We start from the raw sequence: 23,343 nt of genomic DNA, 5'->3' as shown, positions 1-23,343 counted from the left end.
GGTCCCGGCCCTTAAATCTCACCTGTTCTGCATTCCTGTTGTGCTTGCATCTTTCCAGGCAACTAATCGTCATTATCGTAATGTTTTCGTGCCGCAACCGTTAAAACCCTCCCAGCGGAGCTTTTCCGGTGGTTGAAATGAGACTCCTCGTTCTCGATCTGGACGGCACCCTCTGGGATCATGAGGATGCCTCACGTTTGGTACCACCCTTCGAGTTTCACGGCGATTATCTAGCGGACGCCAACGGTAACGAACTGCATCTTTTTCCCGGCTTCCGCGAATTTCTTGGCTGGGCCAGCGAACGCTTTCTCCTCTCAATCGCCAGCTGGAACGTCGAGGAAAAGGTGAGGCCTATCCTTGAGGGCTTCGGCCTCTGGGACTACTTCCTGTTCCCGAAGATTGAGGGACATCCCAACAAGGCCGATATGATAATGCGGACCCTTGAGGAACTCGCGTCTATCGGCTATGAGATCAGCGATGTCATCTACGTGGACGACAGGGACATCCATATTGATGACATCAAAATGACCCTTCCGGAGGTCGACTTCATCCACATGTGGGTCGATGTAAAGTCTTTTGAGGAGCTTAGACAACTCCTTGACAGGCTGGACTGAGGTGGTTGGAATGGAGCTGCTCATCGTTAGGGACAGGCGCATCGATTACGACGGCTCGGCGATCCAGAGCCACTGGGCCTACAAAAACTTTGGAATCCTCGGGAGCTCTCTCGTCGTCTTCCGCGGGAAGTGCGACGTTAAAGTAGAGGAGATGATTGACATCGAAGACCTCCGCCAAAGCAAAGAGATTAAGAGCGACGACATGGTGCACTACATAGTCGAGGTCTTTGACGTGGTCAACTCCCTCTTCGCATCGACCCTTCAGAAGCTCTTCATAGCGAAGCTGTGTGAGGTTCTCGGTGAATATGGTGTGAAGACCGTCAGAAGGGGTGATGACATCTACGTTAACGGAAAGAAGCTCAGCATCTCGATAGCCACCGTCTCCCCGGTCAGCGTCAAGGTACACATCGGGATAAACGTCGAGGCCAAGGGAATCCCCAAGGGTGTCGAGGCCATAGGTCTCAAAGAAGTCGGCATCACCGACATTGAGGGCTTCATGGAGAAGACGGGGAAAGCACTCGTCGCTGAGTTCAACAAAGTGAAGAAGGACAGCTTAAAGGTCAGATGGGCTCAATAAACGAGAAAGAGAACGCTCCCAACGAGGGGAACGGCTAAGTTGTCATCGAGCCAGGGCTGGTATTCCGCGAGGGTCAGCATCAAGGCCCATCCTATTTTTCCCACTGCACCAGCATCGGGGAGAAGGAAAGATATTATCATGGCCGTCGCCAGGTAGCCGAGGCTTCCGGTCCAGTGTTTCCTCAGCTTCACGTTGAAGCCGTGTCTCCTGAAGTAGTAGTGCCTGATTATTCCCGTTACGCCGTCGCTGACAGCCATCGCGAGCAAAAGGGCCGTTGCGTACTCCCTCGGCAGAACCATCGGGATGACAGAGGCAGAGAAGGCGAAGAAGACTTCCCCGTAGTTGTGCTCTATCTGGTACCATGAGAACTCCCTCTTTTTGAGGTGCGGCCAGAGCTGGAAGAGGCCGAAGAGGAAGGCTGCACCGCTGAAGACCTCAGGGGGTATTTTTCCGTAGTAGAACATCAGAACTGCAGGGGCTATGCTGAAGTGGATTATCTTCCGGTTCACCCAGGCCCATTCCGGCCCGAGCCTTTTCGTGACACATATGGCGATGAGTATGGAGGCAGCGGCGGTGCCAGCGTAGGCAACCCATCCTGGAAGCATTTATTCCACCAAAAAATAAAGAGGGGGTTGGGGTTAATATGAGTTGCTCCCAAAGGCCTCACCAGCGATCTCCAGTGCGGTGATGAAATCGCTCGCGTGGACAACGATGTGCCAGCCTCCGGTTTTCACAAGCTCCCCTCGGGATTTGCCGACAAGCTCCCCATAAAGCCCCTGGATCCTGATCCTGGGTTCGGTCGTTGAGAGCTTGAGCGTTATCTCAACCGGCCTCCCCTTTTCCCAGACCACCCCTACCTTCAAGCCCGCTCTTGTTTCCCTCCTCTTTCTTAGGCCGAGCTTCAGGTAGCGGAGTCTCTCTGTTGGGACATCATTCTCCCCGGCCTTCTCACGGAAGTATTCCTCGGCAAGGGTCAGCCCGTGCAGGCCGAGGGTGTAGCCGAAAACTGGAATCCCGAGGTCTTTTCTGTTTCTCCCCTTGTAGGTGTAGACCTCTATCCTTCCGCCGAAGCCCCTGGAGGCGGTGTAAAAACCGTTCTTCTCGCCTCCATGAAATTCCCTGAGGAATTCAGTGAGCCTTTCATAGGTCGAGAATGGCAACGAAAAGCTCGCCCACGTCCCCCAGATCCCCGGAGGGATGGAGACAAAGCCCATCTCCTCGAGGTGGTACTCGATCAGTTTTGGCCGCAGTATCAGGAAGCCCTTCTCAGTCAGTTCAATCTCCATGATTGCCCTTTCCCCGGGCACCAGAGCGAACTTTCCGTCGCTTTCAAAGTCCTTTGCCTTGAGGAGCCTGTTCCTTCTCAGTCTTCTCTCTTCTTTTGAGCTCACCACGACCGGAACCGGCGTTTTCCTTCCGCTCTCCTTGTCGTAGGGGACTTTGAAGCCCGCCTTCAGGAGCTCCTCCTGGATTTCGAGAGAGGCGGGAAAGAATACCTGCGCCCTCTTCAGTTCAACCTCCATGGTGATTCCCCCTTACGTTCATGAGTAGTTCTTACCATTCATGCTTATAAAATTTTCCATTTCAAAGTTGTTACAAAGGGCCAAGCTTAAGCTTAAAAGCCCATCAGCGGAGCTAAACCCGGTGGTGAAAATGGTTCACTGGGCGGATTACATGGCCGAGAAGATTATCAGGGAGCGCGGTGACAAGGATGAATATGTAGTTGAGAGCGGGATAACGCCGAGCGGTTACGTTCACATAGGGAACTTCAGGGAGTTTTTCACTGCCTATATAGTCGGCCACGCTTTGAGGGACCGGGGAAAGAAGGTGAGACACATCCACATGTGGGACGACTACGACCGCTTTAGGAAGGTTCCGAAGAACGTCCCGCCGGAGTGGAAGGAACACCTCACGAAGCCGGTTAGGGAAGTTCCCGATCCCTGGGGCTGTCACGACAGCTACGCTGAGCACTTCATGGAGCTCTTCGAGAGCGAAGTTGAAAAGCTCGGCATAGAGGTGGACTTCCTCCACGCCTACGAGCTGTACAAGTCCGGCGAGTACGCTGAGGAGATAAAGCGTGCCCTCGAAAAGCGCGGTGAGATAAAGGCCATCCTTGATAAGTACCGTGAGCGGGCCAGGCAGCCGCCGCTCGAGGATTCCTGGCAGCCGGTCATGATCTACTGCCCGGTCTGCAGGAAGGAGGCGGACTTCGTTTCCTGGGACGGCGGGTGGAAGGTCTCCTACAAGTGCCCCCACTGCGGCAGTGAGGGGGAGACGGACATCCGCGAGGGCAACGTCAAGCTCAGGTGGAGGGTTGACTGGCCCATGCGCTGGGCGCACTTCAGGGTCGACTTCGAGCCGGCTGGAAAGGATCACCTCGCCGCCGGCGGCTCCTACGACACTGGGAGGGAGATAGTGGAAAGGGTCTTCGGCTGGCCCGCCCCAATAGACCTGATGTACGAGTTCGTCGGGATCAAGGGACAGAAGGGCAAGATGAGCGGATCAAAGGGCAACGTTATACTCCTCAGTGACCTTTACGAGGTTCTTGAGCCGGGAATAATACGCTTTATCTACGCCAAGGCGAGGCCGAACAAGGAGCTTAAGATAGACCTCGGTCTGGGTCTGCTGAACCTCTATGACGAGTTCGACAAGGTCGAGAGGATTTACTTCGGCCTCGAACGGGCGAAGAACCCGGAGGAGGAAGAGGAGCTCAAGAGAACCTATGAGCTTTCGATGCCTGATGTTCCCGGGAGGCTCACAGCCCAGGCACCCTTCAGGTTCCTGGTTACGCTCGTTCAGATGCCCCACCTCGACGAGGAGGGCATAATCCGCGTCCTCCAGGAACAGGGTCATCTTCCCGAGAAGCTCGGTGAAGAGGACGTCGAACGGGTGAAGCTCCGCATACGCCTGGCTAAAAACTGGGTTGAGAAGTATGCCCCGGACAACGTGAAGTTCAGCATCCTGGAGGAGCCTCCCGAGATTGAACTGGGGCCCAGGATAAGGGATGCCATGCTTGAGGTTGCGGAGTGGGTGGAGTCCCACGAGGTCTTTACCGTTGACGATCTCAACAACGCCATCTTTGACGCGGCGAAGAAGCGCGGAATCCCGAGCAAGGAGTGGTTCAGGGCGCTCTACAACATCTTCATCGGCAAGGATCGCGGGCCAAGACTGGCACCTTTCCTGGCTTCCCTCGATAGGGACTTTGTGATAAGGCGTCTCCGTATGGAGGGCTGATTTCAGTTTTCAACCTTTTCTTGCCTTTCCCCGTGGTATTTTCGGGGCTTTTTCCAGCCAGCCGAATTTTCTCGACAACAGGTTTTTATCGCCTCCCTCCCAAAGCCTTCCGGTGGTGCTCATGGAATTCAACCTGATAATCACCGGCGTCGGTGGACAGGGCGGTTTGACCCTCTCCAGGATAGTGGGAAACGCTGCCATGCACGAGGGCTACAACGTCAGAATAGGTGAAACCCTCGGGATGAGCCAGCGCTATGGGAGCGTTCTCAGCTACCTGAGGTTTGGGGAGGAGGTCTACTCACCCCTAATCGAGGAGGGAAAAGCCAGCCTCATGCTCGCCCTTGAACCCGCCGAGGCTCTGAGAAACGCCCGATTTCTGGGTAAAAACAGCACGGCCGTGATAAACGCCTATCCGATACACACCGCGACGACACTCGTGGGAAAGGAGAAGTACCCGGAGCTGGAGGAGATACGGGAAGCCATCGGCAGAATATGCCCAGTTCACATGCTGGATTTCCAGCGCGAGGCCGAGAAGATAAACCCCAGGACCCTCGGCGTCCTGATGCTCGGCTACTCCCACGGAAAGGGCCTCGTGCCCCTCAGGAAGGAGTCCCTCTACGAGGGGATAAGGCTCACTCTCAGGGAGAGGCTCTGGGAGATCAACTTCAGGGCCCTTGAACGGGGAATCGAGCTCGCCAAGGGCTGACTTTTCTTTTCACTCGTTGTGTTTTATGAAGAATGCGTAGAATATCGCCGTCGCTATGACGTACAGCAGGGCAGTCGCGTAGAACGGATAGCTCAGGGACATCCCGAACAGCAGGCCGCCGACGTAGTTCCCCCCACCGCGCATGAAGGTCGAGAATGCCCTCCTTATCCCCGCCGCGGTGGCCTTCTCCTCGGTCGAGAAGAAGCCCATCATGAAGGAGTCGTTTATGGGCCAGACTATGTTCATGAGGATGGAGCGGACGACGTAGAGCAGTGCCGCTAACAGGAAGGTCTCTATCGAGGGGAATATCGCGAAGAGAAAGGCCGCTATGCTCTGGAAGGACGTTATCACCTTCACCGGCCCTATCCTGTGAACCAGCTTTGGAAGGCCAAAGGAGCCGAGGCCCATCGCCAGCTGCTGGAAGAAGAATATCCCGCTTATGGCCGCGAGCGTCTGCCCGAACTGGAGCTTGAAGTAGAGGCTCATGTAGGGGATGGTTATTCCCGCCCCGAAGCCTATCAGCGCGCTCGGAAGGGAGAACTTGAGTATCTTGATGACAAGCTCACGGTTCCAGTTTATCCGCGGGTTTCTCACGGGAACGTCCCGTATCATCAACAACGCCGGAATGACGAGGACGAACTGAAGGAGCGCAAGCGAGATGACCAGCCGGTAGGCTATCCCCTCCGTCAGCCCGAGCCCCACGAAAAAGCCCGGGGCAAAGCCAGCTATGAGGACTCCCAGGGCGTTGAATATCGTCCCCAGGCCGAAGCTTATCGAGAACGCGTGATGGCGCCTCTCCTCGCCAACCTCCTCGCTGAGCAGGGCGGTGAAGTTTGGCTGTCTCAGCCCCATGTTCGCGCCGACCAGGAAGAAGCCGAGGGCGAGGACGTAGTCGTTTATCGCGGCCACCTGGAGGAGCCTTCCTGCGAGCCCGAGGAGGGCCGAAATGATGAGGGTCCTCCTATAGCCCAGCCTCAGTGAGACCTGCCCGGCCATCAGGAAGAAAAGTCCCCCCGTGAACGTCTGTATTGAGAAGAACGTCCCCATGGCGGTCATATCGTAGCCTAGAACGGCCAGGTAGAAGGGCATTATGAATATCGAGAACTGGAGGAACAGCTGGCCGGCTGCGTTTGCCGCTATGAGTATCTTCGCGTCTCTGCCGTAGCCCTGGAACATGTGCTAACGTTAATCTTAGCGTTTATAAGTCTGTCGAACTGAAGTCTTTTATACCTCTCGGAGTTTCTATATATTGGCGGTGATATCTATGGAGTTCCGGAAAATCCAATTTACCGGCAGGAGTTCATACATAATCTCCCTCCCGAAAAAGTGGGTTCGGGAACACGGCCTCAGCCAGGGTGATGTCGTTCCCCTCTCTATAAACCCCGACGGGAGCATAACCATCTTCCCGAAAGAGCCGAGGGAGGTAAGCGAGAGGAAGATCCTCACCATATCACGCGAGTACTCCCCTGACATGGCAGTCAGGCTCGTTATATCCGCCTATATCCAGGGCTACGACGTCCTTGAGATTCACCTGGTCGAGGAGATGCCGATATACAAGGTCAAGATAAGGAAGGTGCTCCAGAGCCTCCCGGGTGTTGAGATAATACTCGACGAGCCCCAGAGGATAGTCGCCAAGAGCCTCCTCGATGAGGAGGAGGTCAACCTTGCCGAGCTCTTGAACAGGATACGCTCCCTCATAATATCGATGCTGGGCGACCTTGAGCTTCTCATAGCTTCCCCCGGCGATGGGGAGATTCTCCGCGACATAAACGACCTTGAGAACGAGCTGGACAGGTTCTACTTCCTCATAATTCGAGCCGTCAACAGGCTCCTCAGCAAGCGCGGTGTTACGGAGGAGAGCGGCATAATAAGGAGGACCTTTGACCTGCTGGGCATACTGTTCATAGTCCGGAACATTGAACGCATAGGTGACCACATAACGAGAATCGCCGAGAACCCGAGCGAGATAAGCGTGCCGTACCTCAAGGAAAAGTTCAGCCAGATGATGGCACAGATAGAGGAGAGAGACCTGGGCAAGATAGACAGGCTCATGCTTGGGCTGAAGGAGGAGATACGCTCCATCGACTACCGGCAGTCAATAGCCCTTGAGAGCTACAGGAGAATCCTTGAGTACCTTGAGAACATCGGGGAAACGATAATAAACATGGCTCTGAGTTAGGATCCCTTTGTGAAAATCTTTAACCTTTGAGGTGCTTCGTCCAGTATTCCTTTGGCAGGAGTGCAATCCCGAGGACGATCAGCAAGATGATTAGTGGAACAGGATTTTCTTTTTTTACAGTTTCCCAAACTGCCTCGGTTCCAAGAATGCCTAGTATGAGGATCCCCGGATAGGAAAGATTCCTGAGCACATTTGGAATATATTCCTTTCTGTAAATGACAGCTAGAACTTCCAGGATGGCTCCAAACAGTATAAAGGTCTCCACTGTCTCGTCGAATATTGAGATTATGTCGATACCAGTGTACTCCCCCGCAGCTACCATGGAAAGCCCTATGAAAAGTGTCAGTGTCATGATCCTAGTCACGGATCTTTTTCGGAACTCTGGAAACCTGCGGGGGTTCTTGGGCATCGTCGAGAGTTCCATGGTGACTCTTGCTACAAGCTCCCCCAGCGGTATCATGCTTGAGAGGGCAGCAAAAAAGAACGCCGAATACAGGAAATAGAAAGGTACCGTCATATTCATGCGCTTCAGTGTGGTTGGAAGTGTTGAAACAATGATTTCGACTCCCTGGCTTGGGGGGTTTGAAGAGACCGTAAGAACCGTGGTCATTAAGACAACGCCCATAAAGGCGGCTGCTGTGTCGAGGAATGCCCCAACTGTTGCGATCTTCACGGAGCCCATTTCATCGGGCAGAAAGCTCCCAAGCAGTGCATAGAATCCCATTCCAATGCCCACCGAATAAGCTGCCTGTTTTGCCATATCCACTGCCATCTGGCCGGTTATTCCCTTCCAAATGAGTACCTGTCTCAGTTGGGCTTCAACAGTAGCCATTAGTCCAGCGCTTTCGGTCTTGGTATATACAGCCCATATCGCAAGGCTTAGGGATGCAAACGCTAACAGGAGAGAAACGACCATCAGGTCAAGCGTTCTGTTCCCGCCTTTCAGAAGGATCAGTGTCAGCAGAGAGAAGAAGACCAGCAGGGTGACGATGCTCCATCCCTCTGGAGGAAGAACTCCTGAAGGCCCCATTGTTTTTAGAAACCAACCGCTGGCGATGGAGTAATATGAGAGAAGTAATATGTCAAAAAGGAAGAATGCTACTGCGGGGCCGGGGGTGTTGAATTCCCTCTCATAATATTCCACAAGCTCGTGTCTCTTCTTTTTGGTGCTTTCCATGGCTGCTGAGATAAGGGGTATCATGAGAATAACCATGAACAGGTATGAAAGAAGTCCACCAAGCCCGTACTTGAGAATCAGTGCTGGAAACTTCCACAGGTTTGAAATGCCGATCATATATGCGGCAACCACCAGTGAGAGGTACCAGAGCCGGTTTCTTGCAGACATAAAAGACCCTCCGGTTCTTTATAATACACATGGAGATTTAAAACTCTTCTGTCCGGTTCTTCCTCATCTTTCCGTTTCCACAATTCTTTTAACCATTCGAGGACTTTTTATTACGGTGGTTCTCATGGTCGCGATAATAGTTCACGGCGGTGCCGGCACTATACGAAAAGAAGAGCGCATTCCAAAGGTCATCGCGGGTGTTAGGGAGGCAGTTTTAGCGGGCTGGCGCGAACTCAGGCGGGGCTCCGCCCTGGATGCGGTTGAGGAGGCAGTCAAGGTTCTTGAGGACAACCCGCTGTTCAACGCGGGCACCGGAAGCGTCCTCACCCTCGACGGAAAGGTCGAGATGGACGCGGCCATAATGCGCGGCAAAACGCTCGAAGCCGGAGCCGTCGCCGGGATCTGGGGGGTAAAGAACCCGATAAGCGTCGCGAGGAAGGTTATGGAGAAGACCGACCACGTTCTGCTCAACGGTGAGGGGGCGGTAAAGTTCGCCAGGCTCATGGGCTTTGAAGAGTACAACCCCGTTACCGACGAGAGGCTGAAGCAGTGGGAGGAGCTGAGAAAAAAGCTGCTCGAAACGGGTGAGACGAAGCACTGGAAGAAGCTCAACGAGCTGATCAAGGAGTACCCGGAGGTGCTCAGGAGCACGGTCGGAGCGGTCGCCTTCGACGGCGAGGAAGTTGTTGCAGGGACCTCCACAGGCGGTGTCTTCCTCAAGATGTTCGGCCGCGTTGGTGACACCCCGATAATCGGCGGCGGAACCTACGCCAACGAGGTTGCCGGCGCTTCGTGCACCGGCCTCGGCGAAGTGGCGATAAAGCTTTCCCTGGCCAAGAGCGCCACGGACTTCGTCAGGTTCGGGATGGACGCCCAGGCTGCGAGTGATGCGGCCATAAACCTCGCAACGCGCTACTTCGGCAGGGACACCATGGGCGTAATAATGGTCGACGCCAGCGGCAACGTGGGATTCGCGAAGAACACGAAGCACATGAGCCACGCCTTCATTAAGGACGGCATGGATGAACCCATAGCGGGGGTTTGAGCCATCGACAGGACCCTCAGGGACATCTGGCTCCTCAACTTCTCGACCTTCTTTTTCTTCCTGGGCATAAGCGTAGTCAACCCCATAATATCGCCCTTCGCGATAACCCTCGAGGCCACACCTTTTCTCGTGGGTCTGGTGGCAGGGGTTGCCTCCATCGTCTCGCTCTTCTCCAAGCCCATCGGTGGGCTGATTGGGGACAGGGGCTACAGATTCCAGGCTATGATAGCCGGCAACCTTCTCGGCATGCTCGCAGGGATTCTCTACATAGCCTCGGCGCTCCTCGGAAATCTGTGGATATTTGCCTTTGCAAGGGCAATTCACGGCTTTTCAATGGGCATATTCTTCCCCTCCAGCCTCTCAACCGCCGTTGACCTCGCACCTGAGGGACGGATGGGGGAGACCCTCGGATGGCGCGGCATGATGTTCTCTCTGGGCAACATAATAGGCCCCGCCCTCGGCGGCTACCTCTCGGATACGCTCGGCTTTGTGGGGGCATTCTCCTTCACCGTGGTATTTTCCTTCGTTGGGGTCACCCTCGTTGTTCCGGTGTGGCGTGACGGCAGGAAGAAGGCTGTCAGAAGGGAAGAAAGGCGTGAAAAGGTCAGCTACTCGGAGCTCCTCAGGAGCTATTTTCTGGCGGCATCGCTGGCGCTGTTCTTCTTCTCCTTTTCCTATGCGGGTGTTATAACATATCTGCCTGCACTCTACAAGATACTCGGGATGCCCCAGAGCGTGTTCGGCTTCTACATGATGGTCATAGGGATAGCGAGCTTCATAATGAGGCTCTTTGGAGGGAGAAGCGCCGACAGGAGGGGGCCGATTCCGGTCATAAGGGCGGGCATGCTCCTCGTCATACTGGGCTACATCATACTCCTATTCAACAAGCTCCCCCCGTATTCGTACCTCAGCGCCGTGGTCATCGGGACGGGCTTTGGTCTCTCGGTTCCGGCGATGCAGCTCATGGCCCTGGGCAACCTCCCTGCCAGAATTCGGACGATGGGCTCCAGTATCTATACGATGTTCTTTGACCTCGGCATGCTCGGGGGCCAGGTTGTCCTCGGTTATGTTGCGGGATTCAGGGGATACATTGGGGTGTTCCCACTGCTTCCGTTCATAGCGGCCGCATCACTTATAATAGTCCACGCGCCTCTCATCATGGGAGGTAGGAAAAAATGAAGATCAGGGTCTCCTACGGAACCGCCATAGCCATGGGGCTGATAAGGGCCAGGATGCTGGCCAGGCCAACAACGGCGTACCTCATGACGTATCACGACGGCCGCTGCCGGAACAACTGCGCCTTCTGCCCCCAGGCCAGGGGGAGTGGGGCGGATCTCAGGCGGCTATCCCGCATAACCTGGCCAGCCTTTGACGTGGAGGAAGTTGTTAAAAGCCTTCCAGGGGGCGGTTTTGCGAGAATATGCCTCCAGACGGTTGACTATCCCGGCTTAGTCTCAGATGTTATCGAGCTCCTCGATCTTTTCCAGCCCCTGGGCATTCCGGTCTCGGTCTCGATAACGCCCGTGGAGAGGGATACTCTTGAGGAGTTCAAATCACGGGGGGTTGACTACATCGGCGTCGGCCTCGACGTGGCCAGTGAGAGACTATATCCAGAGATCAAGGAATCCCTCTACTCCTGGGACGATATGTGGCGTTTCACGGAAGATGTCATCGACGTCTTTGGTGATGGAAAGGCCCTCGTGCACCTTATAATGGGCCTCGGAGAGACGGACAGGGAGGCCGTGGAGACCATTGGGCGGGCGTATTCGATGGGTGCGTGGGTTTCCCTCTTCGCCTTCACGCCAATACGGGGAACCCGCCTTGAGAACGCAGAGCCCCCGAGCCTCGCCAGGTACAGGAGAATCCAGGTGGCACACTACCTCATAAAGGAGGGGCTCGCCGCGCCGGAGGACTTTGAGTTCGATGAGGGAGGCTCCCTCGTCGGGTTTGGAGCTGACGTTGATGAACTTGCCTCAGTGATTCCGCCAGAGATATTTGCCACCCACGGTTGTCCGGGCTGCAACAGACCGTACTACAATGAAAGACCAAAGAAAGAGCCCTACAACTTCCCCGAAAGCCCGGAGAGGGACTACGTGAGGCGCGTCCTTCAATCTATCCTCTGAGGAACTCCATTATCTCGTTGAACTCGTCGAGCTTGAATCTCTCCTCGACCTTTTCTCCCCTCGCCGTCTTCATGAGCGCCCTGACAAAGCGGTGAAGTTCCTCGTCGTCCTTCACGAGGCTGAGGGTCACCTCCATACCCCCCGAAATGTCCCCGAGCCTGTTCTCCCTTTTCATTATGAACAGGATGTCCCCGAGCCTCTTTATTCCCAGCCTGTACAGTTCTTCACTGGGGGCGCGGTGGATTGCCCGGAGCGCACACTTCACTGCCCCACTGTAGTTGTCCTCCTGGAGAAAAATCTCCGCGAGTCTGAAGCATGCCTCGAAGTAGAACTCCGGCTCCTCGTCTCTGGTCAGCTCCATTATCTCATCGAGCTTTTTCTTCGTCCTCTCAAGGTCTCTGGCGTTTTCGGCCTCTATGGCCTCCCGAAAGAGCCTCATTATCTTTTCGCGTCTGTTCGGGGTTATCATCACCCCTCACCCCGGCTCTCAAGCCAGGCCTTTTCAAAGCCGGGCCACACATCTTCAAACCTTTCCTCCACGCGCCATCTTCTCCTGAAGGCATTGAGGAGCACTGTTATATCCCTTTTGAGAAGCTCGTAGCTGTCCGGGTGGGCGGTTGTGACGTACTGGGCCCAGTCGATTATGAGAACTCCCCCGTCATGGGTCAGAACGACGTTGAACTCGCTCATGTCCGAGTGAACGATGCCGAAGCGGACTATCTTAAGGTACTCGTCCAGAACCATGTCGAGTATCCCCCTCGCCTCCTCCATGGAGAGGTCTGTGTCGCGGAGCTCCGCCAGCTCGGTCCCGTCTATGAACTCCATGACGACCACGTGCCTGTTCCAAGCCACCGGTCTGGGCACCCGGGCTATTGGGCTGAGGAGCGTCAGCGCCTCGTACTCCTTCTTCGCTATGAGCCTCGAGACGTAGAGCCAGCTCGTGTGCCTTTTGTCCTGAAAAACGTGCCCGTGATAGGCAGCCTTTCTTGATGCGGTTCTGCCGCCTATGCGGTTGAACTTGACTGCCACCTTCTCCCCGGCCGGCGTTACTCCCACGTACACATCGGCGTCCTTTCCAACGCCTACCTGTGCCGTGCTTATCGCCTCGACTACCCCCTTCTTCGCCAGCGCCCTTATCGCCAGAACGTCGTAGCCGTGTATCGTGAGCTGGTAGCCAATGTATCCGATATCGCTCCTCCGCCTGACGAGGGACATGTCGTCGAGCTTGCCCAGTCTGAAGGACGCCGTTTCGATGTCAATCCTTGCAAACCTGGCTATGTCCTCCAGGGGAACCCATCTGTGGTGGCGCATGTTCAGCTCTACTCCCCTGAGTATCCTGAAGTCCAGGTCGCGCAGGCTGGGGTATGCCTCCAGTGCCAGCAGCTTGCTTACCATTGCTCCCTCCCTAAATTCCGTTCCTGCCGGCATTTATAAACATAGTTGGCCGGCATTGCCCAACAGACTTTTAAACGCTTAGCCCTTTATCGAAACCATGCGGAGGAGGCTCCTGCTGCTTGTGTCGCTCGGCTGGGTCTTCAACTACGCCCACAGGATGGCCATCCCGCCCCTTATACCGATGATAAAGGCAGAGCTTGGGATAAACAACGCCGAGGCGGGACTCTTGATGACCGCCCTGCTTCTGCCCTACGCCCTCATTCAGGTTCCTGCCGGATACATCGGCGACCGCTTTGGGAGGAAGAGGCTCCTTGTTCTCAGCATAATTGGGTACTCCCTTTCTTCAGCCCTCATAATCCTTGCCCGGGAGTACTGGGAGCTTCTGGCTGTTAGAGCTCTCTACGGCCTTTTCTCGGGTCTGTATTATGCCCCTGCGACGGCCCTGATAAGCGAGGTCTATCGGGAGAGAAAGGGCTCTGCCCTGGGCGTTTTCATGGTCGGTCCGCCCATCGGCAGCGGAATAGCCCCCCTGATAGTCGTTCCCATAGCGGTGAGCCTCCAATGGCGCTACGCCTTTCTGATGCTCTCGGCAATGAGCCTGATAACAGGAATCGCCCTCGCCTTCGCCGTTAGAGGCGAGGTCTCAAAGCCGTCCCGCGTTCGGTTCTCAATTCCCCGGAACGTTTTCCTGCTCAGCACGGCGAACTTCATAGTTCTCGCGGCTTTCTTTGGACTTCTTACCTTCCTGGTCTCTTTCCTGGTTAGCGCGGGCGTTTCCTTCGAAACGGCGTCCCTGTTTTTCTCTCTCCTCTCGGTTATCGGAATCGCCGGCTCGCTCTTCGGCGGCGGCCTCTACGACAGAATTGGGAGGAGGAGCGTGGCGGTGGTCTTTGGCCTCAACGCCCTCCTCACCCTGATCCTTGCCCTCACGGCCGCTCCCTGGGTGATAATCCCCCTGGGACTGACGTTCTACTCCGTGGGGGCCATAGTCACGGCCTACACGTCGGAAAAGGCTGCCGGAGATAACCTCGGTTCCGTCATGGGCTTCGTCAACATGGTCGGGTTCTTTGGCGCAACCGTTGGTCCGTACCTCGTTGGACTCCTCATTGACGGCTTCGGCTATGAGAAGGCCTTTCTGTCGATACCCGCGATGTACCTGGTGGCGTGGGGGATAATCCGGGTGGAAGAAAAGCTGGAAAAGAAGGAAATCAGCCGTACATGACCTCGTGCATGGCTATCTGCTGGGCAAGCTTCTGCTCGGAGCTGAAGACCTTCTCGATTGCCTTGAGGAAGTCGTCCTGGGTAACGTACTCGCGCCTTGCCCTTATGGCGAACATTCCGGCCTCAGTTGCTATCGCCTTCAGGTCGGCCCCGCTGGCCCCTTCCGTCATCTCCGCTATGATGCGCAGGTCTACGCCCTTAAGGTTCATCTTTCTGGTGTGAACCCTGAGTATCTCCAGCCTGCCCTTGAAGTCCGGAAGCGGAACCTCGATAAGCCTGTCAAACCTGCCGGGCCTGAGGAGGGCAGGGTCAAGGATGTCCGGCCTGTTGGTAGCCGCTATTACCTTGACGTTCCCGCTGGGGTCGAAGCCGTCCATCTCCGCCAGGAGCTGCATGAGCGTCCTGTTGACCTCCCTTTCACCGCCGGTCGTCTCGTCCATCCTCTTAGCGCCTATTGCGTCAATTTCGTCGATGAATATTATCGTCGGGGCCTTCTCCTTGGCCAGCTCGAAGAGCTCGTGAACCAGGCGGGCCCCTTCGCCTATGAACTTCCTCACCAGCTCGCTGCCGACGACCTTTATGAATGTGGCGTTGACCTCGTGGGCGAGGGCCTTCGCCATGAGGGTCTTTCCACATCCCGGCGGACCGTAGAGGAGGACTCCCTTCGGCGGCTCAATTCCCACCTTTTCAAAGAGCTCCGGGTGCCTGAGCGGGAGCTCGACAGCCTCCCTCAGCTCCTGTAGCTGTTTGTCCAGGCCGCCGATGTCGTTATAGCTGACCTCAGGCCTTTCGATGACTTCAAAGCCCAGAACGCTCGGGTCTTTCTCGCTGGGAAGGAGTTCCACTATGGCCATGGTTCTCTGGTCGAGGGCGACCCTCGCCCCGGGCCTGAGGTTGTCCCTCTCTATCCAGGGGGCTATTCTGACCACGAAGCGCGGGCCGTTGTAGTTCTGGACTATCGCCCTGTCCTCGTCGAGCAGCTCAAGGAGCGTGCCCGCGAAGGCCGGGGGCTGTCTCAGCCGGGACATCTCCATCCTCAGGCGGGAAAGCTCCCTCTCCAGTCTCTCCTTGTCGGCCTCCAGGGTTCTCACCTGGAGTTCAAGCTGCCTGATCCTCCTCTTGAGGTACATGATGTAATCATCGTACTCGTCCGATGGTTTAATGCCAACGTCTTCAACGCTCATAATCTCTCACCTCTCACAATCCAAACTGTGTAGAAGGGCCTTTTTAACTCTATCCTTTCCATGTATTCTTTGGGACACCCGGCTTTATATACCTTTGGTACGAGATGTGCGGATTTTTCCTGACTTAATTTTGAAGTAATGGATACGTGGTTTATTTGCGAAATTCTTATTAACTTCGAGTACCAATTATAAGGGGGTTATAGCACAGGGGTGGGATGTAATGAGAGTTGAGATAAAGTTCAGGCCCGCAAAGGAGGGCACGATTCTTCCATTCAATTATAACTACGATGTTTATGCTCAACTCCTTGAAAAGATGGCAATAGTCTCTCCGGAGATCGCCCACGAGGCCGAAGTGAGTCACGTTGATTACTTCACCTTCTCCCGTATCATGGTCAGGAAGCGTGAGCTGATCCCGGATAAGGGGATAAGGGTGCTCTCCGATGACGTTTCCCTCTACGTCTCCTCGTCCTCCAGTGAACTCATAAAGGCCGTTGTGGAGGGCTTCATAGACAGTCCGGTTCTTCAGCTGGGTGATGCGGCTTTCATAGCTGACGACATCAAGATCCTCAAGGAACCGCGCATAAAGGACGGGGCGCTCTTCTCAACGCTCAGCCCCATAATGGTCAGAACTGTCAAGCTCAGCGGAAACAGGATGAAGATATGGGATCTCTACCCCAGCGAGGAGGCCTTCTTTGACAAGCTCCGCAAGGTGATGCTGATGAGGTACTCGGCAATAATGGGCACGATGCCCGAGGAAAGGGACTTCACTATTGATGTCATCAAGTTCAAGCCCGTCAGGATTCTAGTCAGGGATACCTATTACCGCGGCTCCCTCATGATATTCCGCTACCACGGCTCCCTTGAGATAGCCCGCTTCGGCTACGAGAACGGCTTCGGAGAGAAGACCCGCTACGGCTTTGGAATGGTCAAAGTAATTGATGAAGAGCCCAGACGAGAAGGCCAAGGCTGAGCTCTATCAGCCACACAATAGCCACAAGCTTGGGCTCAGTAACCCTGATTTTTCTCATTATTGCCCCCAGGAGGCTGGGATAGGGCGGTGCCTGGAGCGTCCCGTCAGGGAGGACCCTCGTTCTCCCGTGCCTCCTCACACCGAAACGGACACTGGTTGCTTTTATGGCGAAGTCAAGGAAGTGAGGGATGAGGAGAAGCGCCGCGTAGACCTCCGCCTTCCCTGTGATGGCGACCAGTCCTATGAGGGCACCGATGCTGAGGGTTCCGGTATCGCCCGGAAAGACCCTTGCGGGGTATCTGTTCCACCACAGGAAGCCCAATGCCGCTCCCATCCCGGCCAGTGCGATGACTCTGGCATTTCCTCCGGTTATCGCGGCCAGAACTCCCAGGATTATGGCGGATGTCCCAACCTCAAGTCCGTTGAACCCAGCCAGCATGTTCACCAGATTCGCCGAGCCGGTAACGAAGAGCACAGCGAAAACTGGATACAGAATGCCCATATTGAGAGTGTGACCGAAGATATCTACCTCCGATGCGATGCCGAAGAACGCCACCGGGACGGAGACCAAGAGCGAGATAACGACCTTGTGGAGCTGTCTCAGGTTAGTCAGGTCGTCTATGATCCCGACGACTCCGAAGAGCAGGAAGACCATGAGAACCTTTACGACTTCCTCGTTCATGAAGGGCGAGAGCGTCAGGGGGATGGCGAGGAGGAGGGCTATGCCCCCCATCTCTGCCACTTCCGGCTGGTTCATTTTGTGGATATCCCTCCCTGTGATTCCAGCCCCCTTCATTCTTGCGGCGACGTAGGGGGTGAGGATGAGCGTTAGGGTTAAACCTATAAGCGGAGCGGCCGCTATCATATCTTAGACACCCAATCTCCTTAGGGCGGGCCAAAAATAAACCCTTCGGTGAGAACATGGACGTGAAACTGGTGGTCTTTGACCTTGATGGAACGCTGGTCGGTGCACCCAGACCCTTCGCTGAAATTAAGGAAGAGCTCAAATCCAGGCTCATTGAAATGGGGATACCCAAAGAAATAATCGGCGATCTGACGCCTATGTACGAGAACCTGCTGAGGATATCGCGCGAGACGGGAAGGGACTTTGAGGAGCTTTACTCGATCCTTGTCGAGCTCGAGTCTGAAAGAATGGAGGACGGCTTTCTGTTTGACGGAGTCCTGGAGGTCTTGGACTTTCTGAGGGAAAGGAACGTCAAGATGGCGATAATGACCAGGAGCTCTCGGGAGGCAACGCTGAAGGCCTTAGAGATGCACGGGATAGGCGACTATTTTGGCGTGGTCTCCACCAGGGACGACGTCCCCCCCGATGAGCTCAAGCCCCGCCCCGGACAGCTCCGGAGGATAATCGAGGCCTTTGACATTGAGCCGACCAATGTTCTGGTGGTTGGTGACCACGGCTACGACGTACTCCCGGCCAGGGAGCTCGGCGCGTTGAGCGTCATGATAACGGGCCACACAGCCGGAAGGATGAGCTTTTCTGTGGACTCGACGCCCCATTTTGAGGTTCCGGACATGAAAGGCCTCCTTGCACTCTTGGAAAACATTCTCAGTACCTGCGTTGTTGTTCCCGCCTACAATGAGGAGGTGACCATCGGCGCCGTCCTCGATGACCTGCTCAGGTATTTTAGACGGGATGAGATAGTCGTCGTCAACGATGGCTCCCGCGACCGAACCCGGGAGATAGCCCGTTCGAAGGGCGTCCACGTCCTCACCCACTTGGTCAACCGCGGTCTCGGCGGCGCACTCGGAACCGGGATAATGTACGCCCTCAGGAGGAACGCCCGCCTCATCATTACCTTCGATGCCGACGGCCAGCATCTCGTAAGCGATGCCATGAGGGTTATGAAGCCCGTCGCCGAGGGAAAGGCGGACTTTGCCGTTGGTTCGAGGCTTAAGGGCGACACCAGCCAGATGCCCTTTGTGAAGCGCTTTGGGAACTTCGTCCTCGATGCCATAACGGCAGTCTTTGCGCGAAAATACGTCAGCGACAGTCAGAGCGGGCTGAGGTGTTTTAGCAGTGATTGCGCCGCAAAGATAAGGATAACCTGCGACCGCTACGCGGTTTCGAGCGAGATCATCATCGAGGCCGCCAGGAACGGCTGTCGCATTGTTGAGGTGCCAATCCGCGCCGTGTACACCGAGTATTCCATGAAAAAGGGGACGAACATCCTGGAGGGTGTTAAGATAGCCCTCAACCTGCTGTTTGATAAGCTGAGGTGATGGTGATGTATGCGGTTCAGTACATAGCCATAGTTGTCGTACTGGCCCTGATGCTCTACGTGCTGGGCAAGTACGGAAAGAAGGAGTTTGAGTGGGGTGATTTTCTCTTTTGGGAGGTCATCCTCCTGGGCCTGCTGCTGGTGGCGATATTCCCCCTCGAAATGGCCAACGAGATCCGGAAGCTCCTCGGTCTTGGGAGGGGCCTCGACGCGCTGTTCGTCCTTGCGATAGGCCTGTCCTACCTCCTGATATTGAGGGTCTATGTTGCGGTGGACAGAACCGAGAGGGAGATAACGGAGCTGACGAGAAAAATCGCAATCGAGATGGAGGAGATAAACAGAAGACTTGAGGAGATAAACGGAAAGCTCTAGTCCACGAACTCTCCAAAAAGCTCCTCCAGGAATGCCTGCACTCTTTCCTTTGAAAGCTTGAACTGTCTTATCCTGACTATCCCCTTCTCCTGCGCCTCTTTTAGCAAAATTTCCGTTGCCTCGTTGGGGTACATCTCCTCGTAGACTATCTCCTTTATTCCAGCGTTTATGACCATCTTGAAGCAGATGTCGCAGGGGAAGTGGGTGACGTAGAGCGTCGCTCCTTCGAGGCTTATGCCCTTTCTAGCGGCCATCGCTATGACGTTCTGCTCGGCATGAACCGCCCTGTGGCAGTGCCCATCGACGATGAGGCACCCCACGTCGATGCAGTGCTCCATGCCCCTGGGTGCACCGTTGTAGCCGGTAGCAAGGATGTAGCCGTCTTTCACGGCCACCGCACCGACCCTGAGGCGGGGACAGGTTGCCCGGAGGGAGACGAGCTTGGCGATAAGCATGAAGTACTCGTCCTTGGTGGGGCGGATGCGCTTTATCCTCTCTGCCTTTTTCCTATCGAGTATTATCTCAACTGTCATAGGCCATCACTGCACGCGCTGGTTGAACATGTTGTTGCCGTTGATCTCCACGAGTATCCTAAATATCCTTTCGTCGTAACTCGGGTGGGTTTCTATTATTGCCGGTTTCTGCTTCCTCTCTATTGCTGGTTCTATGCTCGGCAGGGCATTCAGCCTGACGCCAACCCTCAGGTCTTCGTAGTATTTGAGCTCTTCGAGGGCGTGTTTGAGGTTCATCGGCACATCCAGCAGTCTGAGTGCCGTTTCATCCGCCTGGAACTCCCTGCTCTTAAGGAAGTTGGCCCTGGCGATCTCGTAGAGGGCGTAGAGGAAGAGAGCGGCTATCGTAACGGCTGACCTGTGGGCGAGAAGTATGAGCACGGCCGTGAAGACCATCATGAGGAATCTGCCGTAGGCGAGCACGGGGAATATCTTTGTGTCGCCGTTCTTTATGTGCCCGAGCTCATGGGCGGCAACGGCGAGTATCTCATCGCTGTCGAGAACTTCAAAGAGCCCCAGGGAAAGGACTATCGTGTTCTTGAAGGAGTATGCGTTGGGTATGTAGTCGTCCAGAATATACACCCTGGGCATCGGGAGCCCGGCCTTCTTGGCCATCTCCGCTATGCCGTCGTAGAGCCATGGGATTTCGCTCCTCTGGAGTGTCAGGTAGCTGCCCTTGACGTCCTTAGTTGAGACCCAGAGGTACAGGAGAACTATGGAGCCGAAGGTAGCTAGCGCTATCCTGAGGCCCAGCTCTTTAAGGGCTATCACGGCCAGTATGACTTCAAGGGCCATGATAATGAACAGCATTTCTCATCACTTCTTAATTCTGGAGAGATAGGCGTAGGTCGCCTCCTTGAAGTTTGTCATCAGTGCATCGAGGATGCTCTGGACAACCCTCTCTTCGAACTCTTCGCGGGTCGTTGTTATGGAGTACACGTACCTCATTCCACCCCTTCCCTTCTCAACGCTCCTCTTTAGAAGTCCGCGCTCGCACAGGCGGTTCATGAGGATGCTTATGGTGGAGCGCCTTATGTCCGGGTGCTTCACTTTCATATATTCATAGACCTGTCCTGCCGTCGCCACCTTAACCCTCCACATGTGCTCCATTATCTCGGCCTCAAGGGGCGGAAGAACAGCCTTTATACCTTCCTCGGTGAGCTTGAATTCGTGGGGCTGCATGGTATCACTCCTCCTCTTCCTTGTTCTATGTAGGGTGCCCAAGCTAAAAAGTTTTTGTGCTTTTCGATGCTCTGGTGTACATTTTGAGTCATCAAAAGCGGTGATTAGGTTTTTAAATCCACCCGGGGAATACCTATGGGCGTGGGCCGGTGGCCTAGTCGGGATAGGGCGTCGGCCTCCGGAGCCGAAGGTCGCGGGTTCAAATCCCGCCCGGCCCGCCACAACGAAAGACAAGGGGGCTCCGCTCCCAAACAGACTTTCTTACAAGGGTTTCCACTTCAAGTAGCGCCCGAAGGGCGCAGAAGGGAGAAACCCAATGTATATAGCCGATTCACCTGAGAAAGCCCACTAAAATGCGCCTATATCCTTAGACACGTGCAAATACCCCAAATAAATAAACAGCATGAAACCCGTTGGTCAAGCTTTGCGCAAGCAAGGCCGCTGGCGGGCTAGCACACCCGCACCCCCATAATTCTATCTGTGAGGAGTTTGATCAAAGAGTGGCCTTTCTTTGAGGGGTTCGCCCTCCTCGCTCCTTCGGAGCGCCAAAAACTCGAACCCACTAGAAAACATCCTTGATAAAGAGTCCACTCCTAAATGGTACTTTAAAGAGAAATCCTCCTCATAACGGGGCCCTCGGATAAGACTCATAAATTTTGATGAAACTCTGCCCACCAAAAGTTTGTTTTCTGGTGGGCCCGCGGGGGTTCGAACCCCGGACCTCCGCCGTGTGAGGGCGGCGTCATAACCAGGCTAGACCACGGGCCCTTCCCGGAGATAGTGGGCGGAGGAGAAAATATAAAGGTTTCGCTAGATTCCGTCGAGTATCTCTTTCGGAGCCCCGGCGAAGGCCACCAGGTACTCCGCCTCGACTATGTGGAGCCTGCCCGGAACGACCATCACGTGGGGCTGCCTTCCAAAGTCCTCCCTGATTATGTCCCGAACGTAGCCCGCCCTGAGCGTCGGATTCAGTGAGCCCGCCCTCGCCAGAACCACGACCAGCGTATCGGGGGTGAAAACGTTTTCCTTTTTCATCTCTTCCACCTGGAGCAGTATCTCCATCGCCTCATTTGCCGTCATATAGCGGTTCTGTTCTGACTTTATGTCGAGGAAGAGCATCGTGTGGAGGTTTCTCGCCATGTTCTCCTTTATCACGTCGTAGTGGCTCGTCGGAAACCAGTTCTTCTCGGGGTAGGCAACGGTTGCGCTCTTTCCGAACTTGTATATCTGCAGCCCTGTTATCGCTATCGCCGAGTAGATGCTCGGGGCGTGGATGACGTAGCTCTCGATTCCGAGCTCCTTGGCCCTTATCCTGAGATCGGAGTGAGTCGTCGCCACCATCGGGTCGCCGGCGGTCAGAAAGGCCACGTCTTTCTCTCTGGCTTCGCTCAGCACGATGCGCTCGAAGTGGAGTTCGACCTCTTCCCTGCTGAGTCTCCTGATGGGCTTTCCGATGAGCTCCCCAACCCTGTCCAGCGTTGTTCCGGCCAGAAGGGACGTATAGAACTCGGCAAAGACCACATCGCACTTTCTGGCAACCTCAAGGCCTTTGAGCGTGATGTCCTTCTCGTCGTAAAGGCCGAGCCCTATGAAATATATCGCCATGAGCCTCACCGGGGAGCGTAGGGCGGGGAGTTTTTAAGCTTGAGGGAGGTGATGTTAGGCAATTGCCGAAAAGCTTATAACGATTGACGAACACTTTACCAACATGCTTGAAAAGGAGAAAGAAGCGCTAGCCAAGAGAATAGCGGGGGAAATAACTCTCTCCTCCGACCCCGGCAAGACCATGCGTAAATGGCGTGAAATATTCGGAATCAGCCAGACGGAACTCGCCGAATACCTCGGCGTCTCTTCTTCAGTCATAAGCGACTACGAGGGCGGCAGGAGGAAGAGCCCTGGAGCATCAACTATAAGGAAGTTCGTGGAGGCACTGCTTGAAATCGATGAGCGCCGTGGTGGAAACGTCATAAAGGCCTTCAGCAAGACCATCGGAAGCGAGCTTCCAACGAGTGCCATACTGGACATCAGGGAGTTTGCCCTTCCCCTCACGATTAAGGACCTGGTGAGCGCCGTAAAGGGAGACGTGGTAGCCAACATGCACCTCCTCGACAGGCGCATCTACGGCTACACGGTCGTTGACAGCATAAAGGCGATCCTTGAGATGAGCAGCGAGGAGTTTCTCAAGCTCTACGGCTGGACGACCGAGAGGGCGCTGATATTCACCAAAGTGACAACCGGCAGAAGCCCGATGATAGCGGTTCGCGTCCAAGGCCTCAAGCCTGCCGTTGTTGTCCTTCACGGTGTTAAAAAGCTCGATGAGCTCGCGGTCAAGCTGGCCGAGCACGAGAGGGTGCCCCTGGTGGTCTCCCATGCCTCCAGCGAGGCCGAGCTTATAACCGGCCTTAGAAGGCTCGTCGAAAAAACGGAGAAGGAGCTCTGAG

General features: G+C 55.2%; 25 protein-coding genes and 2 tRNA genes. 14 read left to right on the top strand and 13 right to left on the bottom strand.

Annotation, left to right across the window (positions count from 1 at the left end; all coding sequences use genetic code 11):
• Positions 1–137 precede the first annotated feature (137 nt).
• Positions 138–614, top strand: coding sequence for a magnesium-dependent phosphatase-1 (locus tag ACZ5M3_RS06150; RefSeq protein WP_464840774.1), 477 nt, complete (start codon positions 138–140; stop codon positions 612–614).
• Between the two features lie 10 nt (positions 615–624).
• Positions 625–1,191 carry a DUF366 family protein gene (locus ACZ5M3_RS06145; RefSeq protein WP_464838840.1) on the top strand — a complete coding sequence of 189 codons (567 nt, stop codon included), beginning with the start codon at positions 625–627 and terminating at the stop codon, positions 1,189–1,191.
• Here the strand turns inward: ACZ5M3_RS06145 and ACZ5M3_RS06140 are convergent.
• The gene (locus ACZ5M3_RS06140) at positions 1,185–1,796 is read right to left on the bottom strand and encodes a hypothetical protein (RefSeq protein ID WP_464838839.1); all 612 of its coding nucleotides are present in this window, start codon (positions 1,794–1,796) and stop codon (positions 1,185–1,187) included. The genes ACZ5M3_RS06145 and ACZ5M3_RS06140 overlap by 7 nt on opposite strands.
• A 33-nt stretch (positions 1,797–1,829) precedes the next feature.
• Entirely contained in the window at positions 1,830–2,714 is an 885-nt protein-coding gene (locus ACZ5M3_RS06135) for a PhoI (RefSeq protein WP_464838838.1), read from the bottom strand.
• 130 nt (positions 2,715–2,844) lie between these two features.
• Between ACZ5M3_RS06135 and lysS the strand changes: the two genes are divergently transcribed.
• Together lysS and ACZ5M3_RS06125 are read left to right on the top strand one after the other, a co-directional pair.
• Positions 2,845–4,425 carry a lysine--tRNA ligase gene (gene lysS / locus ACZ5M3_RS06130; RefSeq protein WP_464840773.1) on the top strand — a complete coding sequence of 527 codons (1,581 nt, stop codon included), beginning with the start codon at positions 2,845–2,847 and terminating at the stop codon, positions 4,423–4,425.
• A 121-nt stretch (positions 4,426–4,546) separates the two neighbouring features.
• Positions 4,547–5,131 carry an indolepyruvate oxidoreductase subunit beta gene (locus ACZ5M3_RS06125; RefSeq protein WP_464840772.1) on the top strand — a complete coding sequence of 195 codons (585 nt, stop codon included), beginning with the start codon at positions 4,547–4,549 and terminating at the stop codon, positions 5,129–5,131.
• Between the two features lie 9 nt (positions 5,132–5,140).
• Here ACZ5M3_RS06125 and ACZ5M3_RS06120 read toward each other — a convergent pair whose 3' ends face one another.
• Positions 5,141–6,307, bottom strand: coding sequence for an MFS transporter (locus ACZ5M3_RS06120; protein ID WP_464838837.1), 1,167 nt, complete (start codon positions 6,305–6,307; stop codon positions 5,141–5,143).
• A gap of 88 nt (positions 6,308–6,395) precedes the next feature.
• Here ACZ5M3_RS06120 and ACZ5M3_RS06115 point away from each other — a divergent pair, with 88 nt between their 5' ends.
• Positions 6,396–7,310 (top strand): PhoU domain-containing protein, encoded by a 915-nt coding sequence (locus ACZ5M3_RS06115; protein ID WP_464840771.1) that lies wholly within the window; start codon positions 6,396–6,398, stop codon positions 7,308–7,310.
• 19 nt (positions 7,311–7,329) lie between these two features.
• Here the strand turns inward: ACZ5M3_RS06115 and ACZ5M3_RS06110 are convergent, their stop codons facing one another.
• Complete coding sequence (locus ACZ5M3_RS06110) at positions 7,330–8,655, bottom strand: sodium-dependent transporter (protein WP_464838836.1); 1,326 nt, start codon at positions 8,653–8,655, stop codon at positions 7,330–7,332.
• Positions 8,656–8,779: 124 nt separating this feature from the next.
• Between ACZ5M3_RS06110 and ACZ5M3_RS06105 the strand changes: the two genes are divergently transcribed.
• Genes ACZ5M3_RS06105 through ACZ5M3_RS06095 form a run of 3 tightly spaced genes read left to right on the top strand, consistent with a single transcriptional unit; the run spans position 8,780 to position 11,823 of the window.
• Positions 8,780–9,700, top strand: coding sequence for an isoaspartyl peptidase/L-asparaginase family protein (locus tag ACZ5M3_RS06105; RefSeq protein ID WP_464840770.1), 921 nt, complete (start codon positions 8,780–8,782; stop codon positions 9,698–9,700).
• A 3-nt stretch (positions 9,701–9,703) separates the two neighbouring features.
• Positions 9,704–10,879 carry an MFS transporter gene (locus ACZ5M3_RS06100; RefSeq protein ID WP_464840769.1) on the top strand — a complete coding sequence of 392 codons (1,176 nt, stop codon included), beginning with the start codon at positions 9,704–9,706 and terminating at the stop codon, positions 10,877–10,879.
• Complete coding sequence (locus ACZ5M3_RS06095; protein ID WP_464838835.1) at positions 10,876–11,823, top strand: radical SAM protein; 948 nt, start codon at positions 10,876–10,878, stop codon at positions 11,821–11,823. Before ACZ5M3_RS06100 ends, ACZ5M3_RS06095 begins: the two co-directional genes overlap by 4 nt.
• Here ACZ5M3_RS06095 and ACZ5M3_RS06090 read toward each other — a convergent pair.
• Together ACZ5M3_RS06090 and ACZ5M3_RS06085 are read right to left on the bottom strand one after the other, a co-directional pair.
• Complete coding sequence (locus ACZ5M3_RS06090) at positions 11,813–12,292, bottom strand: hypothetical protein (protein WP_464838834.1); 480 nt, start codon at positions 12,290–12,292, stop codon at positions 11,813–11,815. The genes ACZ5M3_RS06095 and ACZ5M3_RS06090 overlap by 11 nt on opposite strands.
• Complete coding sequence (locus ACZ5M3_RS06085; RefSeq protein ID WP_464838833.1) at positions 12,292–13,218, bottom strand: RIO1 family regulatory kinase/ATPase domain-containing protein; 927 nt, start codon at positions 13,216–13,218, stop codon at positions 12,292–12,294. Before ACZ5M3_RS06085 ends, ACZ5M3_RS06090 begins: the two co-directional genes overlap by 1 nt.
• A 97-nt stretch (positions 13,219–13,315) precedes the next feature.
• On the opposite strand from ACZ5M3_RS06085, the gene ACZ5M3_RS06080 reads away from it, so the two are divergent.
• Positions 13,316–14,440 (top strand): MFS transporter, encoded by a 1,125-nt coding sequence (locus ACZ5M3_RS06080; RefSeq protein ID WP_464838832.1) that lies wholly within the window; start codon positions 13,316–13,318, stop codon positions 14,438–14,440.
• Here ACZ5M3_RS06080 and ACZ5M3_RS06075 read toward each other — a convergent pair.
• Positions 14,427–15,623, bottom strand: coding sequence for a proteasome-activating nucleotidase (locus ACZ5M3_RS06075; protein WP_464838831.1), 1,197 nt, complete (start codon positions 15,621–15,623; stop codon positions 14,427–14,429). The two genes, ACZ5M3_RS06080 and ACZ5M3_RS06075, sit on opposite strands and share 14 nt — an antisense overlap.
• Positions 15,624–15,843: 220 nt before the next feature.
• Here ACZ5M3_RS06075 and cas6 point away from each other — a divergent pair, with 220 nt between their 5' ends.
• Complete coding sequence (gene cas6, locus ACZ5M3_RS06070; RefSeq protein WP_297090917.1) at positions 15,844–16,593, top strand: CRISPR-associated endoribonuclease Cas6; 750 nt, start codon at positions 15,844–15,846, stop codon at positions 16,591–16,593.
• Here the strand turns inward: cas6 and ACZ5M3_RS06065 are convergent.
• A complete protein-coding gene (locus ACZ5M3_RS06065; protein ID WP_464838830.1) occupies positions 16,550–17,458 on the bottom strand; it encodes an MraY family glycosyltransferase in 909 nt (302 codons plus the stop codon). The two genes, cas6 and ACZ5M3_RS06065, sit on opposite strands and share 44 nt — an antisense overlap.
• A 56-nt stretch (positions 17,459–17,514) precedes the next feature.
• On the opposite strand from ACZ5M3_RS06065, the gene ACZ5M3_RS06060 reads away from it, so the two are divergent.
• Together ACZ5M3_RS06060 and ACZ5M3_RS06055 are read left to right on the top strand one after the other, a co-directional pair.
• Entirely contained in the window at positions 17,515–18,837 is a 1,323-nt protein-coding gene (locus ACZ5M3_RS06060) for a glycosyltransferase (RefSeq protein ID WP_464838829.1), read from the top strand.
• Between the two features lie 5 nt (positions 18,838–18,842).
• Complete coding sequence (locus ACZ5M3_RS06055; protein WP_464840768.1) at positions 18,843–19,208, top strand: DUF2304 family protein; 366 nt, start codon at positions 18,843–18,845, stop codon at positions 19,206–19,208.
• Here ACZ5M3_RS06055 and ACZ5M3_RS06050 read toward each other — a convergent pair.
• The 3 genes from ACZ5M3_RS06050 to ACZ5M3_RS06040 are packed head-to-tail and all read right to left on the bottom strand — an operon-like array spanning position 19,205 to position 20,902.
• On the bottom strand, positions 19,205–19,741 hold the full coding sequence (locus tag ACZ5M3_RS06050) for a deoxycytidylate deaminase (protein ID WP_464838828.1): 537 nt from the start codon (positions 19,739–19,741) through the stop codon (positions 19,205–19,207). The genes ACZ5M3_RS06055 and ACZ5M3_RS06050 overlap by 4 nt on opposite strands.
• 6 nt (positions 19,742–19,747) lie before the next feature.
• A complete protein-coding gene (locus ACZ5M3_RS06045) occupies positions 19,748–20,530 on the bottom strand; it encodes a M48 family metallopeptidase (protein WP_464838827.1) in 783 nt (260 codons plus the stop codon).
• Between the two features lie 6 nt (positions 20,531–20,536).
• Positions 20,537–20,902 carry a BlaI/MecI/CopY family transcriptional regulator gene (locus ACZ5M3_RS06040; RefSeq protein WP_297090907.1) on the bottom strand — a complete coding sequence of 122 codons (366 nt, stop codon included), beginning with the start codon at positions 20,900–20,902 and terminating at the stop codon, positions 20,537–20,539.
• A 143-nt stretch (positions 20,903–21,045) separates the two neighbouring features.
• Between ACZ5M3_RS06040 and ACZ5M3_RS06035 the strand changes: the two genes are divergently transcribed.
• A tRNA-Arg gene (locus ACZ5M3_RS06035) sits at positions 21,046–21,123 on the top strand.
• Between the two features lie 469 nt (positions 21,124–21,592).
• On the opposite strand, the gene ACZ5M3_RS06030 is transcribed toward ACZ5M3_RS06035, so the two are convergent.
• Positions 21,593–21,670: transfer RNA gene (locus ACZ5M3_RS06030), tRNA-Val, on the bottom strand.
• 42 nt (positions 21,671–21,712) lie between these two features.
• The gene (dph5, locus tag ACZ5M3_RS06025; RefSeq protein ID WP_464840767.1) at positions 21,713–22,507 is read right to left on the bottom strand and encodes a diphthine synthase; all 795 of its coding nucleotides are present in this window, start codon (positions 22,505–22,507) and stop codon (positions 21,713–21,715) included.
• Between the two features lie 103 nt (positions 22,508–22,610).
• Here dph5 and ACZ5M3_RS06020 point away from each other — a divergent pair, with 103 nt between their 5' ends.
• On the top strand, positions 22,611–23,342 hold the full coding sequence (locus ACZ5M3_RS06020; protein ID WP_297090837.1) for a helix-turn-helix domain-containing protein: 732 nt from the start codon (positions 22,611–22,613) through the stop codon (positions 23,340–23,342).
• The last annotated feature ends 1 nt before the right edge of the window (position 23,343 follow it).

Source organism: Thermococcus coalescens (assembly GCF_055392585.1).
This window is presented reverse-complemented; position numbering and strand designations above follow the sequence as displayed.

Excerpts from the sequence above, each read along its gene's own strand:
- ACZ5M3_RS06150 (WP_464840774.1), top strand. The coding sequence starts at position 138 with ATGAGACTCCTCGTTCTCGATCTGGACGGCACCCTCTGGGATCATGAG.
- ACZ5M3_RS06145 (WP_464838840.1), top strand. The coding sequence starts at position 625 with ATGGAGCTGCTCATCGTTAGGGACAGGCGCATCGATTACGACGGCTCG.
- ACZ5M3_RS06140 (WP_464838839.1), bottom strand. The coding sequence starts at position 1,796 with ATGCTTCCAGGATGGGTTGCCTACGCTGGCACCGCCGCTGCCTCCATA.
- ACZ5M3_RS06135 (WP_464838838.1), bottom strand. The coding sequence starts at position 2,714 with ATGGAGGTTGAACTGAAGAGGGCGCAGGTATTCTTTCCCGCCTCTCTC.
- lysS (WP_464840773.1), top strand. The coding sequence starts at position 2,845 with ATGGTTCACTGGGCGGATTACATGGCCGAGAAGATTATCAGGGAGCGC.
- ACZ5M3_RS06125 (WP_464840772.1), top strand. The coding sequence starts at position 4,547 with ATGGAATTCAACCTGATAATCACCGGCGTCGGTGGACAGGGCGGTTTG.
- ACZ5M3_RS06120 (WP_464838837.1), bottom strand. The coding sequence starts at position 6,307 with ATGTTCCAGGGCTACGGCAGAGACGCGAAGATACTCATAGCGGCAAAC.
- ACZ5M3_RS06115 (WP_464840771.1), top strand. The coding sequence starts at position 6,396 with ATGGAGTTCCGGAAAATCCAATTTACCGGCAGGAGTTCATACATAATC.
- ACZ5M3_RS06110 (WP_464838836.1), bottom strand. The coding sequence starts at position 8,655 with ATGTCTGCAAGAAACCGGCTCTGGTACCTCTCACTGGTGGTTGCCGCA.
- ACZ5M3_RS06105 (WP_464840770.1), top strand. The coding sequence starts at position 8,780 with ATGGTCGCGATAATAGTTCACGGCGGTGCCGGCACTATACGAAAAGAA.
- ACZ5M3_RS06095 (WP_464838835.1), top strand. The coding sequence starts at position 10,876 with ATGAAGATCAGGGTCTCCTACGGAACCGCCATAGCCATGGGGCTGATA.
- ACZ5M3_RS06090 (WP_464838834.1), bottom strand. The coding sequence starts at position 12,292 with ATGATAACCCCGAACAGACGCGAAAAGATAATGAGGCTCTTTCGGGAG.
- ACZ5M3_RS06085 (WP_464838833.1), bottom strand. The coding sequence starts at position 13,218 with ATGGTAAGCAAGCTGCTGGCACTGGAGGCATACCCCAGCCTGCGCGAC.
- ACZ5M3_RS06080 (WP_464838832.1), top strand. The coding sequence starts at position 13,316 with ATGCGGAGGAGGCTCCTGCTGCTTGTGTCGCTCGGCTGGGTCTTCAAC.
- ACZ5M3_RS06075 (WP_464838831.1), bottom strand. The coding sequence starts at position 15,623 with ATGAGCGTTGAAGACGTTGGCATTAAACCATCGGACGAGTACGATGAT.
- cas6 (WP_297090917.1), top strand. The coding sequence starts at position 15,844 with ATGAGAGTTGAGATAAAGTTCAGGCCCGCAAAGGAGGGCACGATTCTT.
- ACZ5M3_RS06065 (WP_464838830.1), bottom strand. The coding sequence starts at position 17,458 with ATGATAGCGGCCGCTCCGCTTATAGGTTTAACCCTAACGCTCATCCTC.
- ACZ5M3_RS06060 (WP_464838829.1), top strand. The coding sequence starts at position 17,515 with ATGGACGTGAAACTGGTGGTCTTTGACCTTGATGGAACGCTGGTCGGT.
- ACZ5M3_RS06055 (WP_464840768.1), top strand. The coding sequence starts at position 18,843 with ATGTATGCGGTTCAGTACATAGCCATAGTTGTCGTACTGGCCCTGATG.
- ACZ5M3_RS06050 (WP_464838828.1), bottom strand. The coding sequence starts at position 19,741 with ATGACAGTTGAGATAATACTCGATAGGAAAAAGGCAGAGAGGATAAAG.
- ACZ5M3_RS06045 (WP_464838827.1), bottom strand. The coding sequence starts at position 20,530 with ATGCTGTTCATTATCATGGCCCTTGAAGTCATACTGGCCGTGATAGCC.
- ACZ5M3_RS06040 (WP_297090907.1), bottom strand. The coding sequence starts at position 20,902 with ATGCAGCCCCACGAATTCAAGCTCACCGAGGAAGGTATAAAGGCTGTT.
- dph5 (WP_464840767.1), bottom strand. The coding sequence starts at position 22,507 with ATGGCGATATATTTCATAGGGCTCGGCCTTTACGACGAGAAGGACATC.
- ACZ5M3_RS06020 (WP_297090837.1), top strand. The coding sequence starts at position 22,611 with ATGCTTGAAAAGGAGAAAGAAGCGCTAGCCAAGAGAATAGCGGGGGAA.